Source organism: Vibrio neptunius (assembly GCA_019339365.1).
GTDB classification, from domain to species: domain Bacteria; phylum Pseudomonadota; class Gammaproteobacteria; order Enterobacterales; family Vibrionaceae; genus Vibrio; species Vibrio neptunius.
Genome location: CP079859.1, coordinates 1,183,144 through 1,201,105 on the forward strand (window position 1 = coordinate 1,183,144; position 17,962 = coordinate 1,201,105).

General features: G+C 45.5%; 16 protein-coding genes and 2 pseudogenes. 3 read left to right on the top strand and 15 right to left on the bottom strand.

What is annotated here, in order from left to right; genetic code table 11:
- Window positions 1-11: 11 nt before the first annotated feature.
- Window positions 12-611, bottom strand: coding sequence for a YitT family protein (locus tag KW548_05635; GenBank protein ID QXX07488.1), 600 nt, complete (start codon window positions 609-611; stop codon window positions 12-14).
- 366 nt (window positions 612-977) lie between these two features.
- On the opposite strand from KW548_05635, the gene KW548_05640 reads away from it, so the two are divergent.
- A complete protein-coding gene (locus tag KW548_05640) occupies window positions 978-2,228 on the top strand; it encodes a serine hydroxymethyltransferase (GenBank protein ID QXX07489.1) in 1,251 nt (416 codons plus the stop codon).
- Window positions 2,229-2,423: 195 nt separating this feature from the next.
- On the top strand, window positions 2,424-2,582 hold the full coding sequence (locus KW548_05645) for a hypothetical protein (GenBank protein ID QXX07490.1): 159 nt from the start codon (window positions 2,424-2,426) through the stop codon (window positions 2,580-2,582).
- A gap of 205 nt (window positions 2,583-2,787) precedes the next feature.
- Here KW548_05645 and KW548_05650 read toward each other — a convergent pair whose 3' ends face one another.
- From KW548_05650 to leuS, 13 genes and pseudogenes are all read right to left on the bottom strand, one after another.
- Entirely contained in the window at window positions 2,788-3,114 is a 327-nt protein-coding gene (locus KW548_05650; GenBank protein ID QXX07491.1) for a hypothetical protein, read from the bottom strand.
- A 133-nt stretch (window positions 3,115-3,247) separates the two neighbouring features.
- A complete protein-coding gene (lipA, locus tag KW548_05655) occupies window positions 3,248-4,213 on the bottom strand; it encodes a lipoyl synthase (GenBank protein QXX07492.1) in 966 nt (321 codons plus the stop codon).
- A gap of 24 nt (window positions 4,214-4,237) precedes the next feature.
- On the bottom strand, window positions 4,238-4,891 hold the full coding sequence (gene lipB, locus KW548_05660; GenBank protein ID QXX07493.1) for a lipoyl(octanoyl) transferase LipB: 654 nt from the start codon (window positions 4,889-4,891) through the stop codon (window positions 4,238-4,240).
- A 178-nt stretch (window positions 4,892-5,069) separates the two neighbouring features.
- On the bottom strand, window positions 5,070-5,348 hold the full coding sequence (gene ybeD / locus KW548_05665) for a DUF493 family protein YbeD (protein ID QXX07494.1): 279 nt from the start codon (window positions 5,346-5,348) through the stop codon (window positions 5,070-5,072).
- Window positions 5,349-5,488: 140 nt separating this feature from the next.
- Window positions 5,489-6,667 carry a serine hydrolase gene (locus tag KW548_05670; GenBank protein QXX07495.1) on the bottom strand — a complete coding sequence of 393 codons (1,179 nt, stop codon included), beginning with the start codon at window positions 6,665-6,667 and terminating at the stop codon, window positions 5,489-5,491.
- An 89-nt stretch (window positions 6,668-6,756) separates the two neighbouring features.
- A complete protein-coding gene (locus tag KW548_05675) occupies window positions 6,757-7,539 on the bottom strand; it encodes a septal ring lytic transglycosylase RlpA family protein (protein ID QXX07496.1) in 783 nt (260 codons plus the stop codon).
- Entirely contained in the window at window positions 7,540-8,661 is a 1,122-nt protein-coding gene (gene rodA / locus KW548_05680; protein QXX07497.1) for a rod shape-determining protein RodA, read from the bottom strand.
- Window positions 8,661-10,549 (bottom strand): annotated as a pseudogene (gene mrdA / locus KW548_05685) (penicillin-binding protein 2). The gene rodA and the pseudogene mrdA overlap by 1 nt, the downstream one beginning before the upstream one ends.
- Before the next feature lie 6 nt (window positions 10,550-10,555).
- Window positions 10,556-11,026, bottom strand: coding sequence for a 23S rRNA (pseudouridine(1915)-N(3))-methyltransferase RlmH (gene rlmH / locus KW548_05690; GenBank protein ID QXX07498.1), 471 nt, complete (start codon window positions 11,024-11,026; stop codon window positions 10,556-10,558).
- A 3-nt stretch (window positions 11,027-11,029) separates the two neighbouring features.
- Window positions 11,030-11,347: a ribosome silencing factor gene (gene rsfS, locus KW548_05695; GenBank protein ID QXX07499.1), complete on the bottom strand. Its 318-nt coding sequence runs from the start codon at window positions 11,345-11,347 to the stop codon at window positions 11,030-11,032.
- A gap of 60 nt (window positions 11,348-11,407) precedes the next feature.
- A pseudogene (gene holA / locus KW548_05700) lies at window positions 11,408-12,422 on the bottom strand (DNA polymerase III subunit delta).
- Window positions 12,423-12,430: 8 nt separating this feature from the next.
- Window positions 12,431-13,063 carry a luciferase gene (locus KW548_05705; GenBank protein QXX07500.1) on the bottom strand — a complete coding sequence of 211 codons (633 nt, stop codon included), beginning with the start codon at window positions 13,061-13,063 and terminating at the stop codon, window positions 12,431-12,433.
- Window positions 13,064-13,174: 111 nt separating this feature from the next.
- Window positions 13,175-15,748 carry a leucine--tRNA ligase gene (leuS, locus tag KW548_05710; GenBank protein QXX07501.1) on the bottom strand — a complete coding sequence of 858 codons (2,574 nt, stop codon included), beginning with the start codon at window positions 15,746-15,748 and terminating at the stop codon, window positions 13,175-13,177.
- 138 nt (window positions 15,749-15,886) lie between these two features.
- On the opposite strand from leuS, the gene KW548_05715 reads away from it, so the two are divergent.
- Window positions 15,887-16,357 (top strand): zinc ribbon-containing protein, encoded by a 471-nt coding sequence (locus KW548_05715; protein QXX07502.1) that lies wholly within the window; start codon window positions 15,887-15,889, stop codon window positions 16,355-16,357.
- Between the two features lie 71 nt (window positions 16,358-16,428).
- Here KW548_05715 and lnt read toward each other — a convergent pair whose 3' ends face one another.
- Window positions 16,429-17,937 carry an apolipoprotein N-acyltransferase gene (gene lnt / locus KW548_05720; GenBank protein QXX07503.1) on the bottom strand — a complete coding sequence of 503 codons (1,509 nt, stop codon included), beginning with the start codon at window positions 17,935-17,937 and terminating at the stop codon, window positions 16,429-16,431.
- Window positions 17,938-17,962: the final 25 nt, after the last annotated feature.

Consider the following 17,962-nt stretch of genomic DNA (forward strand, 5'->3'; position numbering starts at 1 on the left):
TCTAATGGTTCTCAACCGTAATTAACGGAATAACGGGTTGGTTTGTGGTTCATGGCCAACACGACATTGAGCAGGATAGCGCCCAAAATGGATAACCCAATGACTTCAGGAGAGACAAAGAAGAATGATGCGAACAAGATGCAACAATCGATAGCTAGCTGAGATTTGCCCACTGAAATGCCGAACTTATCCTGAATAAACAGGCAAAGTACGTTGAAACCACCAAGACTTGAGCGATGACGGAACAGGATAAGCATACCCAAGCCCATCAGTAACCCACCAGCAACCGCGCAATACACAACATTAACCGTTTCAAGGCTAACGACCAGAGAGAGGTGATCTGCAAACACAGAAACCAAGGCACCAGAAATAGCACTGTTGAAGGCAAATCTTGAACCAAAACGCTTCCACGCGAGTAAATAAAAAGGACTGTTGGCCAAAAAGTAAAGCGTACCGAAGGAAAGTGACACAAACTGGCTCATAAGCAGGGCCAAACCTGTGGTGCCTCCGGTTAACAGATTTGCAGACTGGAGGAAGAAAACGCCCTGAGCGACCAGAAATGTTCCAGTTAAAATAGCAATCCAATCTTCTTTACGTGAGTGTTTTTCCATCAGTTTGAAACTTTTACAGTAGATAATGGCGCGCATACTATTTAAAAAATGAGGTTTTCGGTAGCTTGAGAAGCAAATTTAAGGTAAACCTATGTAATTATCGTTTTACGGGGTGTAAAGGGAGAAATTGACACTTTTCATAATTATACGATTTAGAAAGGTGACAATATGACAATCCAAGTAGAACAACATTCAGAATCTGCATGAGAAAAAGTAAAACTTTCTCTTTATGGCCAAGATCAAATTATGTAGAATGCGCGCTATTAACGTGATGCAAACGTTTGCGTGAGGCGGTTTACGCAGATTAATAGGGTCATTGGTCGGTTTTTTGCAAATTTCAGTTTAAATCTGAGTCAGGAGATACAGATGCTAAAGCGTGATATGAACATCGAAGATTACGATGCGGAACTGTTCGCAGCAATCCAAGAAGAAACTCTTCGTCAGGAAGAACACATTGAACTAATCGCTTCTGAAAACTACACGAGCCCACGTGTAATGGAAGCTCAAGGTTCTCAGCTAACAAATAAATACGCTGAAGGCTACCCTGGCAAGCGTTACTACGGTGGTTGTGAGTACGTGGATAAAGCGGAAGCTTTAGCAATTGATCGCGCATGCCAGCTATTCGGCTGTGAGTATGCGAACGTTCAACCTCACTCGGGCTCACAAGCAAACAGTGCGGTTTACATGGCATTGCTAAATCCAGGCGATACCGTTCTAGGTATGAGCCTAGCGCATGGTGGTCACTTGACTCATGGCTCACCAGTAAACTTCTCTGGTAAGCACTACAAAGTGATTCCTTACGGTATCGACGAAGCGGGTCAAATTAACTACGATGAAATGGAACAGCTTGCTCTAGAGCATAAGCCTAAGATGATCATCGGCGGCTTCTCGGCTTACTCTCAAATCGTTGACTGGGCTCGCATGCGTGAAATTGCAGACAAAGCCGGCGCGTACCTATTTGTCGACATGGCGCACGTTGCGGGTCTAATCGCAGCAGGCGAATACCCAACACCAGTTCCACATGCGCACGTTGTGACAACAACAACGCACAAGACACTAGCAGGTCCACGTGGCGGCCTGATTTTGTCTAACGCTGGCGAAGATATGTACAAGAAGTTGAACTCAGCGGTATTCCCTGGTGGCCAGGGTGGTCCTCTGATGCATGTTATCGCGGGCAAAGCCGTCGCGTTCAAAGAAGCCATGGAGCCAGAATTTAAAGCTTACCAAGCCCGCGTGGTAAAAAATGCAAAAGCGATGGTTGCCCAGTTCCAAGAACGTGGTTACAAGATTGTGTCTAATGGTACAGAGAACCACCTATTCCTAGTTGACTTAATCGACAAAGACATCACAGGTAAAGATGCAGATGCAGCACTAGGCGCAGCAAACATCACGGTAAACAAGAACTCAGTACCAAACGATCCACGTAGCCCGTTTGTGACTTCTGGTATCCGTGTAGGCTCTCCAGCCATCACTCGTCGTGGTTTCACTGAAGAAGATGCAAAAGAGCTAGCGAATTGGATGTGTGACGTGCTAGATAACATCGGAAATGAGGATGTTATCTCGGCAACTAAAGCCAAGGTTCTAGAGATTTGTAAGCGCCTACCTGTTTACGCTTAACTAGCATTCAGTATGGAACCCTAAATGTTCCGCTGTTGGTTTCAATACCAGCATGTTTCAAAACCTCCTTCTGGAGGTTTTTTTATGTGCGATAACGGGTAAATCGACAAGCTCTTAATTTTCCCACCTCATAACGGTTAATTGACTAACGACTAAACACCCAATCATCATTTTATTGATGTCAATGAGGGGGGATTGAGCGTCAAACTTAATGCTTGTCTTCAATTTCTTTTTAGTAACCGTGCCAACATTGTGTCTTTTTATCGGCATGGTCAGGCAAGAGAGAGCCTGCAAGGCTGGCCGATTACCGAAAATGAGGGGCTGATGACAACCAGCGAGTTTGATTGGACCTGAGTATGGAGACTCAGTCTCATAGAACGGTGCTCTAGGTAGTTGCATAAATATAGTGTGACTTTACTGGTTTATTACAAGCTTAAGGGACAGTTATGGGGAGAGCGGTAAGGTGTTGTTGCAAAGAACGTTTAAGTTATGGCTTGGTCCACAGATGAAAAGAAAAAAAGATTGATATGACATCAATCTTTTTACTTTTAGATTTAAGTTATTTTGAAATACTCAGCAGCGTGCCGGACTTACATTTAAAAGAGTAGTACTTGCGGCTTTCGCTGAATTTACCTAGACCTTCACCATCACAGTAATCAATGTTGATGTCACGCATAGTTTCGAGTGTCTTTTCACTATTTAGCGCGAATTTAGAGCCATCCGCACACACAATACGCACGCGACCATCGTCACTCACAGAGTAAAGCTCAACGTCTGTATTACACAGCTCAAAAGAAGCCTCACGGAAATTGTCTTGCTGTGTGTTAGAAGCGCAGCCTGCTGTTAATGCAGCGAGGGCAACAGCAACAAAACCTAGTCTTTTCATAATAATTCCTTGGAGATGTACTTTTATAGTGTTGTTAGGGCTTAGCCTATAGAAGAGTTGTGTCTCATTCAAGAAACGAAACGAAAAAGGGCTGACTTATTTTGTCAACCCTGTCTATTAACTTAAATGATAATTAGCTAATTTCAACGCCCTGAGCCTGCAGATCTGCGTGGTATGAAGAACGAACAAATGGACCACATGCGGCGTGAGTAAAGCCCAGTTCTAAAGCAATTTCTTTTAGCTCATCAAATTCTGATGGAGGAACGTAACGTTCAACGGGTAGATGGTGACGACTTGGTGCTAAGTATTGGCCCAGAGTCAGCATCGTCACACCATGCTCGCGAAGGTCTTTTAGAACCTCAATAATTTCTTCTTTTGTTTCGCCTAAGCCCATCATGAGTCCAGATTTCGTTGGGATATCTGGGTGCTGTTCTTTAAATTTCTTGAGAAGCTGTAATGACCACTTATAATTTGCCCCCGGACGTGCTTTACGGTAGAGACGCGGTGCGGTTTCTAGGTTGTGATTGAAGACGTCGGGTGGGTTGTCTTTCATCAATTCCAGCGCCACATCCATTCTTCCACGGAAATCCGGAACCAATGTCTCAATGCGGATGTTTGGGTTTTTCGCTCGGATCTCTCGGTTACAGTCAGCGAAGTGCTTAGCACCACCGTCTCTAAGATCGTCGCGGTCTACGGATGTAATGACGACATATTTCAGCTTCATATCTGAAATAGTTTGCGCAAGCTTTTGCGGTTCATCCGCTTCTGGAGCAACAGGCCTGCCATGAGCGACATCACAGAAAGGACAGCGACGAGTACAGATAGCGCCAAGAATCATAAAGGTCGCCGTACCATGGTTGAAACATTCTGCTAGGTTAGGACAGGAGGCTTCCTCACACACTGAGTGGAGGTTGTTTTTACGCATCGCAGATTTAATATCTTGAATACGCTGGCTGTCAGCAGGCAATTTGATTTTCATCCAGTCTGGCTTACGCAGAACTTCTTTTTGCTCAGTTGGCATGTTCTTTACAGGGATCAATGCCATCTTGTCAGCGTCGCGGTATTTAACGCCTTTTTCCATTTGGATTGGTTTACTCATGCTATCTATACTTCTCTTTGCTTCTCATCGCGTAGGAGAGGTTTCTGTGCTGAATTCAACTTGCTCATAACCAAGCAAAGTGACAAGTTCATCGACTAATGCCGCTTCAACTTGGGTAAGATCATCCGGCCCACCAAGCTGGCTCATTTGAACCATCTCCATACCAGCATAGCCACATGGATTTATACGCAAGAATGGCGATAAGTCCATATTTACATTTAATGCTAATCCATGGAATGAGCACCCTTTACGGATCCTCAGCCCTAAAGAACAGATCTTTTTACCATCAACATAGACACCTGGTGCATCTGGTCGTGCCGCCGACTCTATATTGTATTTTTTTAAGGTGTTGATCACGAGATTCTCAATATGAGTCACGAGATCTCGGACACCGAGTTTTTTACGACGTAGATTTATCAGGAAGTAAGCCACTAATTGACCGGGACCGTGATAGGTTACTTGACCACCTCTATCGCTTTGTACGACAGGGATATCACCCGTATTGATTAAATGCTCATCTTTACCTGCTTGCCCTTGTGTAAACACAGGGTTGTGCTCGACTAGCCATACTTGGTCACAGGTTTCCTCAGTTCGGTTATCTGTGAACTCGTGCATTGCTTTCCAAATAGGTTCGTAATCTTGCCGACCCAGACGTTTCACAACAAGCTGGTTTTGCATTCCTGATCCTATAGTCAGTAAATAAAGTTCTGGGATTATAAACTGCTTCTGGTCATTGAACTACATATCAGCCACACATTTTTAACCTTAGATAAAAAGCAGGATTATTATCTATCTGATATCTAAAAAGAAAGCAGCTTACGCTGCTTTCAAATTAATTTTATTTCATCAAATAAAATTATAGAACCATACGCACAATATCGATCTGGCCCAATTCTTTGTATAAGGTTTCGACTTGCTCAATGGACGTCGCTGTAATGGTAACAGATACAGAATGGTAGTTACCTTTTGCACTTGGCTTCACACTGGGGCTGTAGTTACCTGGAGCGTGGCGTTGGATAACTTCAAGAACCTTTTCTGGAAGCTCAGGCTTAGCGTAGCCCATCACCTTGTAGGTAAAAGAACAAGGGAACTCAAGCAGATCTTTCAGTTTTGCGTCTGAGTTGATAGTCAACATTTTGAAACTCCAAGTTGAATGTCATTTAAGCAGCGCGAAATAGTACTGCCATTGGTTCTAAATCTCAACATTCTCGCTAGCTTACCTAGCGAGAATAAAAAAAGCCGCGATAAGCGGCTTTTGATGTAGGTGCGGTCTAGTTAGAGGAAGCTCTTAAACAGCATCACAATATAATCCCACAGACGGCTGAACAGACTACCTTTATTGACATCTTCTAACGCTAGAAGTGGGTACTCAGCAACATCTTCGCCTTCAAGTTGATAGTATAGCTTACCTACTACATCACCTTTCTTAATTGGGGCTTCCAGTTCTTTTTCAAGTACGAAGCTGGCTTGAAGGTTTTTGGCTTGCCCACGAGGAAGGGTAACGTAAGTATCTTTGTCTAAGCCCAGTGCAACCGTATCTTTGTCGCCCATCCAGATCTTTTCTTCCACGAAGGTTTCACCAGCTTTATGTGGAGCAACGGTTTCAAAGAAGCGGAACCCGTAACTCAGTAGCTTTTTGCTTTCTGATTTACGTGCGTTTGCATTTTTGGTTCCCATGACAACAGCAACAAGGCGCATTTTTCCTTCAGTCGCTGAGCTGACTAGGCTATACCCCGCGTTACTTGTGTGACCGGTTTTAATGCCGTCAACGTTCATGCTTTTGTCCCAAAGCAAGCCGTTGCGGTTGTATTGGGTAATGCCGTTGTAGGTGAATTTCTTCTCAGAGTAAATACGATACTCGTCTGGCACGTCACGAATTAACGCTTGGCCAAGTAGCGCCATATCGTAAGGCGTCGAGTACAGGTTAGGGTTGTCCAAGCCGTGAACGTTAGCAAAGTGAGTGTCTTTCATGCCTAGCGTATCTGCCCAAGCATTCATCAGATCCACGAAGGCATCTTCTGACCCTGCAATATGCTCTGCCATAGCAACACACGCATCGTTACCGGATTGAACAATGATACCGCGATTAAGTTCTTCGACTTTAACTGTCGTGCCGACTTCGATAAACATCTTTGAAGAATCTGGGAAGTTTTTAGCCCAAGCATTCTTGCTGATGGTGACGTCGTCCTGAAGCGAAATATTACCGCGCTCTAGCTCTTGGCCGATCACGTAACTGGTCATCATTTTGGTCAGACTTGCAGGAGACAACTTAGTGTTCATCTCTTTCTCTGCGAGGATCTTACCTGAGTTATAGTCCATCAAAACGTAGCCTTTCGCAGCGATTTGAGGAGCGTCTGGTACCACAATTGGGGTGGCAAACGAAGAGGATGCGAAAGTTGCAGAAAGCGCAATAGAAGACGCAAAAACGGATTTAATTAGCGTTGTTTTTTTCATATTGACTACAGGTTTTTATTAACTGTCCATATATTAACAGAAACAATCGCTCAAACCAGTGTGCGGCGTATCTCACACTGGATTGAGGACTACTGGGATTTTATAAAAGCACTCGGATAGCCCATCAGCTTAACTTGTTCTAAGGCCTTTTGCGTCAGCATATAGTCATCAAATGGGCCTAAGAACACGCGGTGAAGGTTTTTATCCGAGCTGATATAGCTCTTTACCGAAAGTGTTTGACTCAGATCTTGTGCTAAAGTTCGTACTCTGTCTTGATGTTGTGAAGACGCGACCTGAACAACGAATTTTGGTAATGCTTTTTGTTTATGCGCTTCCGTTGGTTTGTTGACAGAAATGACCTCTATGGCCACATTAGCCGTTCCTGTGCGGATGACATCCAATTTGGTTGCCGCGGCAAAACTTAGGTCTATGATTCGACCTTGATGAAAAGGCCCACGATCATTAACGCGTACAACTGCTGATCTACCATTGTCTTTGTTGGTCACTTTTACGTAGCTAGGTATAGGCAAGGTTTTGTGTGCCGCTGACATGGAGTACATATCGTATACTTCACCGTTAGACGTCTGGTGACCATGAAATTTCTTACCATACCAAGAGGCGACACCTTCTTGGGTGAAACCTTGAGGCTCTTTGATGATCTCATAACGCTGGCCACGAAGCGTATAGTCGCTATTGCCACCTAGGCTATATGGCTCGTATTGAGGATGTGCGTCTTCAATGTGCTCAACAGAAATAGGAGCATCGGGGGCGATGTCTTCATCGATAGAGTATCGCTTATCAGGCGTTGAGGAACAGCCGACTAAGGTAGCAACGGCACAAAGCATGCCAAGCAGAGGTTTATAAACAGACATTTAGGTTGCCTTTGAGAATGCTTTTCGATGAGTGTGAATGGACATCAGGATGCCAAAGCCCGCCATTAAGGTAACCATGGAAGTACCGCCATAGCTAATTAGAGGAAGCGGAACCCCGACCACAGGTAAGATGCCACTGACCATGCCGATGTTAACAAATACATAGACAAAGAAACTAAGAACAATACTGCCCGCCATCATTCTGCCAAAAGCTGTTTGTGCCTTGCTCGCCAACACCAGCCCTCGGCCTATAATAAACAGATATAAGCTAAGTAAAATTAGGATACCAATTAGGCCCCACTCTTCTGCAATTACAGCAAAAATAAAGTCAGTGTGACGTTCTGGTAGAAATTCGAGCTGGGATTGTGTGCCTTGTAGCCAGCCTTTGCCAGAAATTCCCCCAGAGCCAATCGCGATTTTACTTTGGATAATGTGATAGCCTGCACCAAGAGGGTCCGATTCCGGATTAAATAGAGTGCGGACTCGGACTTTCTGGTATTCCCTCATCAGGAAGAACCATAAGATGGGCAAAAATGCACCAAGGCTGCAGGCCGCAGCGAAGATGATTTTCCAACTGATGCCAGCTAGGAAGATAACGAAAACCCCTGAAGCGGCAATCAAAATTGAAGTACCCAAATCGGGTTGTTTGGCAATCAGTATGGTCGGTACAAAAACCATCACTAAGGACATCACTAAGGTTTGGAAAGTCGGCGGTAGTGAGCGCTTACCAATATAGCGGGCGACCATAAGAGGGACTGCAAGTTTTAGCAATTCTGAGGGTTGGAAGCGAACAAAACCAAGGTTGAGCCAACGCTGGGCTCCTTTGGAGGCTTCACCAAAGAACAACACGCCAAACAATAATAAAACGCCGACAACAAACATCAGTGGCGCTAGTGTTTCGTAAGTTCGTGGTGGGATCTGAGCTAGAATCACCATCACACCGAGAGATAAGCCCATGCGCATCGCCTGACGATCCATCATTGCCAGGCTTTGACCGCTTGCGCTGTACATAATAACAAGGCCAAAGCCCATCAGTACAAGAATACCGAGTAGTAGAGGCAAATCGATATGAAAGCGTTCAAACAGCGCTCGGTTTTGGCCTGTGGCTGGATCAAAATCCATTATTGTTGTGCCTCTTTATCTTTAACTAACACGTGGTCGAAGACCTGTCTAACAACAGGAGCGCCTTGGGAGGAGCCCCCCCAGCATTTTCTAATACTATGGTCACAATAAGTTGTGGTTCTTCGATAGGTGCAAATCCTGTAAATAAGGCGTGGTCGCGTAAATGCTCGGCAATCTCATCGGCATTGTACTCCTCGTCTTCTGCTAACCCAAAGACTTGTGCCGTGCCTGATTTCCCGCCACTCATATAAGGTGTTTTGTAAAACGAACGTCTCGCCGTCCCTTTCTTTCCATGATTGGCCAAGCGCATACCTTCTATGGATAAGTCCCAAAACTTCTCGTTCACTCCCTCAATTGGAGGGTAGGTGTAAGACTCCAGCGTTGAAAGCTGGTATTTATCAAACTTTTCCCCATTCACTATGGTTGCCCGGAGGAGGTGTGGTGCCACGCGTTTACCTCGGTTGACCAATACGGAAGTGGCTTTGGCGATCTGCATTGGCGTAGCGGTCCAGTAACCTTGGCCGATACCGACAGGAATAGTATCGCCCTGATACCAAGGTACACGGTGACGAGCCATCTTCCACTCACGAGTTGGCATGTTTGCTTTACTCTCTTCGTATATATCGATCCCCGTTTTCTCACCGAATCCAAACATCATCATCCAATTGGAGATTCGGTCAATCCCCATATCGTAAGCAATTTGGTAAAAGAAGGTATCCACTGATTCTTCGATAGATTTAACGATGTTCACTCGGCCATGCCCCCAGCGAAGCCAATCTCGGAACGGCCTCGTTTTTGAATTTGGTATTTTCCAATATCCGGGATCGTTGCGCGTTGTATAGGGTGTAATGACGCCTTCTTGCAGGGCAGCAACCGCCATAAATGGTTTAATTGTTGAGGCTGGAGGGTAAATGCCTAGTGTTGCACGGTTTACCAACGGGCGGTTTTTATCATTGAGCAGAGCACTATAAGCTTTGCCGGAAATACCGTGAACGAAAGCGTTAGGATCATAACTTGGGCTGGACACCATTGCCAATACACCATTATCTTTGGGATCGAGAATAACGGCGCTGCCACGACGTCCCGCTAATAATTCGTGAATATAGATTTGTAAGTCGATATCGAGGTTGAGAACGATGTCTTTTCCTGGCACCGGAGGAATATACTTCAGTGTACGGATAATACGTCCGCGGCTGTTTACTTCGACTTCTTGATAGCCAGCAGTACCATGGAGAAGATCTTCGTAATAGCGCTCAATTCCAAGTTTTCCGATGTCACGTGTCGCCTGATAGTTTGCTTCTTTTTCTTCTCTTATTAATCGCTGTATATCGCGGTCATTTATACGTGAGACGTAACCAATTACGTGAGTCAGCACTTCGCCATAAGGGTAATGACGTTTTAAGCTGGCGTTGACCGAAACGCCGGGAAATTTGTGTTGATTGACGGAAAACTTGGCGACTTGTTCTTGAGTCAACTGGGTGAGGATCGGAACCGATTTAAATCGGCGGGTTTGACGTCGTTCACGTTCAAACCGCTCAATCTGCTCAGACGTTATCTCAACATATTGTTGAAGTCGAGCAATGGTCGCTTCCATGTCTGTGATCTTTTCAGGTGTGATCTCCAAGTTGAAAACCGGGCGATTTTCAGCAAGTAGAATACCGTTCCTATCGTAGATTAGTCCACGGTTCGGTGCAATTGGGACAACTTTGATACGGTTGTCATTGGAGCGGGTTTTATAGTCCTGATATTGATTGATCTGGATGTTATACAAGTTGGTTATCAATAGGCCAACCATGGCAACTATCCCGATGAAAGCGACAATAGCACGGCTTTTAAACAACCGTGCTTCTTCTTGATAATCCCTTATCCGGGCGCGCTTCCGTAACATTAATGATTATTCCCGGTGATATGGGTGGTTTGCAGTGATACTCCAGGCTCGGTACAGGCTTTCAGCCATAACGATGCGAACTAGAGGGTGTGGTAACGTTAATGCAGATAGTGACCAGCTTTGGTCTGCAGCTGCTTTACAAGCTGGAGCAAGCCCCTCGGGACCACCGATTAAAATCGAAACATCACGACCATCAAGTTTCCAATTATCCAACTGTTGGGCTAATTGAGCCGTATCCCATTTTTTGCCTGGAATATCTAGGGTAACAATTCGATTCCCTTTTGGCACTGCCGCCAGCATGGCTTCGCCTTCTTTTTGCAAAATTCTTGCAATATCGGCATTTTTTCCCCGTTTTCCGGCTGAAATCTCAACAAGTTCAAGTGGCATGTCGTGAGGGAATCGGCGTTTGTATTCTTGAAAACCTTCTTCAACCCATTTGGGCATTTTTGTACCAACGGCGATCAACTGCAGCTTCATGTATTAGCCCCAGAGTTTCTCTAGCTGATAAAGTTCACGCTGCTCTTCCTGCATCACATGAACGATGGTCGTACCCATATCCAAAACGACCCACTCACCTTCGTTCTCTCCATCAATACCTAAAGGTGAAAGCCCAGCAAGTTTGGATTCTTTTGCCACATGCTCGGCAATAGAAGCCACGTGACGTTTTGAAGTGCCTGTGCAGATTATCATGTAGTCAGTGATATTAGATTTGCCCTGAACATCTAACGTTTTAATGTCCTGTGCTTTCATGTCGTCGGCTTTATCTACTAGAAAATCATTCAGTTCTTCAAGTTGCAAAGTCAGGTCCTCGTTTGTTTATTCGGTTTAAAATCAAAGCGGCGCAGTATATCACGCTTTTTAAAGCTTCACTTGTGGCAAGCACATCTCAGCACTTAACTGGTGTAATAGTGGCCAACTTGAAATCTCATATTGAGTTTTAGAGATAACTTCGGCTTTAGCAATTAACTGGATTAGCTGAGTTATCTTTGTCTGTGAAAGACGGTTTAACGCCGCAGAGTACAGTGGTCGCTTTGATTGCCATATCCGGTAGCGCTCAAACACTTGTCCTAAAGCTTGCGATTGCATTTGTTGCTGCATCGAGAGTAACTGAGTCAGTTCCTTTTGAATGGTTCGAAGCAAAATCACTGCTTCAACGCCTTCCGCTTCTAGTTGCCTTAATACTCGTTGAGCACGGTTAGCTTTTCCCGCTAGCAGTGCGTCTGACCAGTGAAATACGGTGAAATGATTATGTCGGCTCAGCGACTCTTCGAGCCTGATGAGGTTAAGTTGACCATCAGGATACAAAAGCGCCAGTTTTTCTAGGCTTTGTGTCAGTGCGAACAAATTGCCTTCATGCCACTGGGCCAACATTTGAACCGCCTCTGTATCTGGGTTCAGGTTTAGAGCCCTGCAGCGAGATTGAACAAGCTGAGGTAGGCGACTGAGATCGGGGGGTAAGGCAATTGACCCAACAGCCACGGGAGGATAAGGTTTTAAACCATTTGGCATTTTCCTGAGCTTTGGTGAGTTTAGAGCCAATTACCACTAGGATAATGTCGTCATGCAACGCCTCTGAAATGCCTACTAGTTCTTTTGCCATCGCCGCGTTTACCCCTGATTCAGGGAGCTCTAACTCAATCAACTGGCGCGATGAGAAAAGACTCAAGGCTTGGCAACAGTCATACACTGAATTCCAATCAAAGTGATTGTCTACTGCAAAACGGTGCCGCTCTTCAAAACCTTGAGCTTGAGCGGCTTTGTGAATCGACTGTCGAGATTCTTGTAGTAGTAACGGTTCATTGCCAAAAAGTAGATAAGTAGGGTGGAGCTGCTTATTCAGTTGTTCCACCAATCGATCCGCGAATATCCGCATTTGAGACTCTACTGCACGCTAGCGTGTTCATCAGAGGAGGTTTGAGGTTCATCTGATACGTAGGTTTTAATACGGTATTGCTCCTTCTCTGTTTTCAATTGAGCTTCTTTTGACTCCATTTCGAGCTCATTTGCCTCGATATCGGCCTTTAAACGGGCCATTTGACGAATGATCTGAGTTGCAGCCAGCTTACGCATTTCATCTTCGATCATGTCGCGCTCCACTGACTTCGCCAGAGCGGTTAACGGGTTATCCAAGTAGCTTCGAGTCACGCTGGTATAGAATGTTTTGATACCTATATCTGGGATTGACACGCTGTAGCTCGCTGAAAATGTCAATTCAATCTCTGCCGCGCGAGTATTTTGGTAAAGTGAGAGTGTACGTTCACCAACCCCTTCACCGAGCAACTGAAGGTTGGGGATATTATCCGATGGCGGAACGACTTCAATTTCACTCATTCTTAATTGGGCTTTCATCACGCGAGTAAACGTACTGTATTGATCGTAACTGGTTAGCGACATCGTATCCAACTCATCTGGGATAGAATAATCACCACGGAGGTGGAAACCACAGGCAGACAGCAGACTCGCTGTAAGTACAACACTGGCGAGCTTTATAGTAGAGATTGACAATAGGCGCATTGGTGAATTTTTCTCGATTATTGGAATACTTATCTCAGGCTACTCCTCAGAATAGGCTGAGATAAGTAAAGCAGGGTCAATACACCCTGCTTAAAACTTCAGCTTGGCGAATTAGTTCGCAACGATATTCAGAAGCTTACCGGGTACGTAAATCACTTTACGAACAGTCTTGCCCTCTGTGAACTTAGTGACGTTCTCATCGTTTAGACCTAGTGCTTCAATATCTTCTTTAGAAATGTCGGCAGGTACAGTCAGTTTCGCACGTAGTTTACCGTTAACCTGAACGATGATGAGTTTCTCGTCTTCAACCAGTGCTTTTTCATCATGAACTGGCCATGTTGCGTTATCGATGTCAGTTTCACCAAGCCCAACCCACATTTCGCTAGAGATATGTGGAGTGATTGGGTAAAGCATCGCAACAACAGCTTTTAGTGCTTCATCAAGGATTGCACGGTCTTGTGCAGACGCTTGAGGTGCTTTCGCTAGCTTGTTCATTAGTTCCATGATCGCTGCGATTGCTGTGTTGAACGTTTGGCGACGAGCAACATCGTCAGTCACTTTCGCGATAGTCTTGTGAACGTCACGACGAAGTGCTTTCTGGTCGCTAGACAGTGCTGAAGTATCCACTGCTTCTGCCGCGCCTTTCGATGCGTGCTCGTTGACTAGTTTCCAAACACGTTTCAGGAAGCGGTTAGCCCCTTCAACGCCAGACTCTTGCCACTCGAGTGTCATGTCTGCAGGCGAGGCAAACATCATGAATAGACGTACAGTATCAGCGCCATACTTGTCGACCATCTCTTGCGGGTCTATACCGTTGTTCTTCGACTTAGACATCTTGATCATGCCCGAGTGCTCAACGTCACGGCCAGTGTTGTCTTTCGCTGAAGTGATGCGGCCTTTACCGTCACGCTCAACAGTCACGTCAGTAGGCGCAACCCATTCCGTACCACCTTTCTCGTTCTCATAAGAGAACGCATCAGCTAGGACCATGCCTTGACATAGTAGGCGCTTGAACGGCTCGTCAGAGGTAACGTAACCTGCATCACGTAGCAGTTTGTGGAAGAAGCGAGAGTACAGTAGGTGCATACAAGCGTGCTCGATACCACCAATGTACTGGTCTACGGGTAGCCAGTAATTTGCTTTTTCTGGGTCTAGGATGTCGTCAGCTTGTGGCGAACAGTAACGTGCGTAGTACCAAGAAGATTCCATGAAGGTATCGAACGTGTCAGTCTCACGTAGAGCGGGCTCGCCGTTAAATGTGGTTTTCGCCCACTCTTTATCAGATTTGATAGGGCTAGTTACGCCGTCCATTACCACGTCTTCTGGAAGAATGACAGGTAGTTGGTCTGCGGGTACTGGGTGAACTTCACCATCTTCAGTCGTTACCATTGGGATTGGCGCACCCCAGTAACGTTGACGAGACACACCCCAGTCACGTAGACGGAAGTTAACTGTCTTAGTACCTTTGCCTTCAGCTTCAAGCTTCGCTGCGATTGCATCGAATGCTGCTTGGAATTCAAGACCGTCGAACTCACCTGAATCGAACAGTACACCTTTCTCTGTGTACGCTTCTTCAGAGATGTTCAGTTCACTGCCGTCAGTAGGCTTGATCACAGGGATGATGTCTAGACCGTACTTAGTCGCGAACTCGTAGTCACGTTGGTCGTGTGCAGGTACTGCCATTACAGCGCCTGTACCGTAGTCCATTAGTACGAAGTTAGCCACGTAAACAGGAACCTCGCGGCCGTTCAATGGGTGAATAGCAGTAAGGCCAGTCGCCATACCTTTCTTCTCCATTGTCGCCATTTCAGCTTCTGCTACTTTATTGTTCTTACACTCTTCAACGAAGGCTGCTAACTCTGGGTTTGTCTTAGCTGCTTCTGCTGCTAAAGGGTGACCTGCTGCGATACCTACGTAAGTCACACCCATTAGTGTGTCTGGGCGTGTTGTATAAACTTCTAGGTCAGCTTGACCTTTTACTTCGAACTTGAGTTCAACACCTTCAGAGCGACCAATCCAGTTACGCTGCATGGTTTTAACCATTTCCGGCCAGCCATCTAGCTTGTCTAGGTCATCGATCAGTTCTTGAGCGTATTCAGTAATTTTGATGAACCATTGAGGGATTTCTTTTTGCTCAACGATTGCGCCTGAACGCCAGCCGCGGCCGTCAACAACCTGCTCGTTGGCAAGAACGGTTTGGTCAACTGGATCCCAGTTAACTGTTGACATCTTCTTGTAAACTAGGCCTTTTTCGTAAAGCTTGGTGAAGAACTCTTGCTCCCAACGGTAGTACTCTGGCGTACAAGTTGCGAACTCACGGTTCCAGTCGTAACCCAAACCAAGCATCTTGAGTTGTTTTTTCATGTACTCAATGTTTTCATAAGTCCATGGCGCGGGTGCTGTATTGTTTTTAACCGCTGCGTTTTCCGCTGGTAGACCAAATGCATCCCAACCAATTGGCTGCATTACATTTTTACCTTGCAGACGTTGGAAACGAGATACCACATCACCGATGGTGTAGTTACGCACGTGGCCCATGTGCAGTCGGCCACTTGGGTAAGGGAACATAGAGAGACAGTAGAATTTTTCTTTATTTGGGTCTTCACTTACAACAAAGGTCTTGTTGTCATCCCAGTGCTTTTGAACTTTCTGTTCAATGTCTTGCGGGTTGTATTGCTCTTGCATCGATGATATCCGGTTATCTTGGAAATTGTGAGTTCAGTTAGAACAGACATAAATAGATCGTCATAGAATACCTAAAGGAGAGGAGCACAACAATAGTCTACGGGCGCAATTCTCCCGAGTCGCGAGAAGGAGGTCACTATGCCAAAACGTAAAGCAGGTTATGAAGAAATGTTTGAGGATGTTGTGGAAGCGCTCAAACATAGCCCAGATGAAGTCAACCGCGTTTTTGAAACCTCAGAAAAGGTCGTTGAAGCGGCCAATGATTTGACTAAAGATGAACTGGCTTTGGTGTCAGCGTATGTAAAGTCAGATTTGAAAGAGTTTGCTGATAGCTACGAAGAATCCAAAGGCGGGCCTTTTTATCTCATGGTGGCCGATTCTATCTGGCAGGGGCTATTGGATATCACAGACCGAACAAAGGTCGAATGGATTGAGTTGTTTGCTGACTTAGAGCATCAAGGGTTATATCAAGCAGGTGAAGTGATTGGATTAGGTTTTTTAGTGTGTGACGAGTGTGGTCATAAAACGCAATACAATCATCCAACCGTGGTCATTCCATGCACGAAATGTGGTGGAAAAGGCTTTAGCCGCCAACTGCTGAAGCCCTAAATGCAAATAGTCTGGCTACTGACAAAAAAGGATGGGGGCATTGGCATGTCCGCCCATCCCTGATTCTATTCTTACTTCCTCAATCGCCAACCAGCAACCAAACTCAGTAGTACCCAGATGTAGAGTGGCCAAGTTCCGAATTGCCGATAGGGAGTTTGCCCTTGGGTGGACGTGACCTCTGTGCGCAAGACCTCTGTTTCGAACTGAGGGATCTGCGCGGTGATGTTGCCCTTGTAATCGGTCACCGCGGTAACGCCATTGTTGGTTGAGCGAATGACAGGTTTACCTAACTCAAGCGCTCGCATACGAGCGATTTCCATATGCTGCAATGGGCCGATTGATTTACCAAACCATGCATCGTTTGACAGGGTTAATATAAAATCAGTGTCTTCAGTGACGTTTTCACGTACTTGCTCATTGAAAATAATCTCGTAGCACAGAGCAGGCGCCAGTTGTTTGCCGTTAGCATCAATATTTGGCTGTATGAAATCACCTCGGCTAAATGAGGACATAGGTAGATTAAATAGCGGCGCTAACGGCCTGAGGATATTCTCAAAAGGTACAAACTCACCGAATGGCAATAGATGATGCTTGTGATAACGTTCGCTCATATCAAAGCTGTAATCGCCATAAGGTGTTTGACCAACAGTAAGAATACTGTTGTAGAATTGGCGGTCTTCTCCCTGATTGACTACACCTGTAATTACCGCACTATGATTCATCTTAGCTGCGGAGTCCAAATTGCTCAAATACGTTGAAATCTCAAATTCAAACGCTGGGATGGCGGCCTCTGGCCAAACAATAATGTCGGCATCCCAGTTCTCGCGCGTGAGATCAGTGTATTTCATGATGGTTGGCCAGCGTTCTTGTGGTAACCATTTCTTCGCTTGATTCACATTACCCTGTATCAGCGCAATTTTAGTGGTGCTATTAGGGTTGAGAGTGACCCAATTAGCAGATTGTAGTCCGTATCCCGTAGCAAAAATAACCGCGGGGATCAGAAGGTGTAGCCATTGCTTATGATTGACCGCATAGACAATGCTGCCAGCACTGGCTATCAGAAGTAAGGTCAGTATTTCAACGCCACCAATTGGGGCAAAATTTGCTAAAGGGCTGTCGATTTGACTATAACCAAGCCATAGCCATGGAAAACCTGTCATGACCCAGCCACGTAGCCAGTCACAGATTAACCAAATAGCAGGAGCGGCGAGGAGAAACCGCGTTCGGTTTGAAGTTGGAAAAAATCGATTCAAGCTCCAAGCAAATAAGCCCGAATATAGAGACAAGTAGCCGACGAGGAGTGCCATCAAGAATACGCTGGCGATTTTGGGCATACCACCAAAGTTATCGATACTAATATGAACCCAACTGATACCTGTCGCGAATTGGCCGACTCCCCAAGCGTAACCTATCCCAAGAGCATTTTTAGTTGATTGATTGTGTATCAAAGCCAACAAAATAATCGGGCTTAGTAGGGCCACTGGCCATAACTGGTAAGGAGCAAAAGCCAAAGTTGTTAAAGCGCCAACAAAAACGGCCGCAAGCGGCCGTTTTAGGCGATGAAAAAGCGTTTTTATCATCGTAATACTTCTGAGTATCCCGTTT

Bases quoted from the DNA above. Each gene is read 5' to 3' on its own strand.
- KW548_05635 (QXX07488.1), bottom strand. From the start codon at position 611: ATGGAAAAACACTCACGTAAAGAAGATTGGATTGCTATTTTAACTGGA.
- KW548_05640 (QXX07489.1), top strand. From the start codon at position 978: ATGCTAAAGCGTGATATGAACATCGAAGATTACGATGCGGAACTGTTC.
- KW548_05650 (QXX07491.1), bottom strand. From the start codon at position 3,114: ATGAAAAGACTAGGTTTTGTTGCTGTTGCCCTCGCTGCATTAACAGCA.
- lipA (QXX07492.1), bottom strand. From the start codon at position 4,213: ATGAGTAAACCAATCCAAATGGAAAAAGGCGTTAAATACCGCGACGCT.
- lipB (QXX07493.1), bottom strand. From the start codon at position 4,891: ATGCAAAACCAGCTTGTTGTGAAACGTCTGGGTCGGCAAGATTACGAA.
- ybeD (QXX07494.1), bottom strand. From the start codon at position 5,348: ATGTTGACTATCAACTCAGACGCAAAACTGAAAGATCTGCTTGAGTTC.
- KW548_05670 (QXX07495.1), bottom strand. From the start codon at position 6,667: ATGAAAAAAACAACGCTAATTAAATCCGTTTTTGCGTCTTCTATTGCG.
- KW548_05675 (QXX07496.1), bottom strand. From the start codon at position 7,539: ATGTCTGTTTATAAACCTCTGCTTGGCATGCTTTGTGCCGTTGCTACC.
- rodA (QXX07497.1), bottom strand. From the start codon at position 8,661: ATGGATTTTGATCCAGCCACAGGCCAAAACCGAGCGCTGTTTGAACGC.
- rlmH (QXX07498.1), bottom strand. From the start codon at position 11,026: ATGAAGCTGCAGTTGATCGCCGTTGGTACAAAAATGCCCAAATGGGTT.
- KW548_05705 (QXX07500.1), bottom strand. From the start codon at position 13,063: ATGCGCCTATTGTCAATCTCTACTATAAAGCTCGCCAGTGTTGTACTT.
- leuS (QXX07501.1), bottom strand. From the start codon at position 15,748: ATGCAAGAGCAATACAACCCGCAAGACATTGAACAGAAAGTTCAAAAG.
- KW548_05715 (QXX07502.1), top strand. From the start codon at position 15,887: ATGCCAAAACGTAAAGCAGGTTATGAAGAAATGTTTGAGGATGTTGTG.
- lnt (QXX07503.1), bottom strand. From the start codon at position 17,937: ATGATAAAAACGCTTTTTCATCGCCTAAAACGGCCGCTTGCGGCCGTT.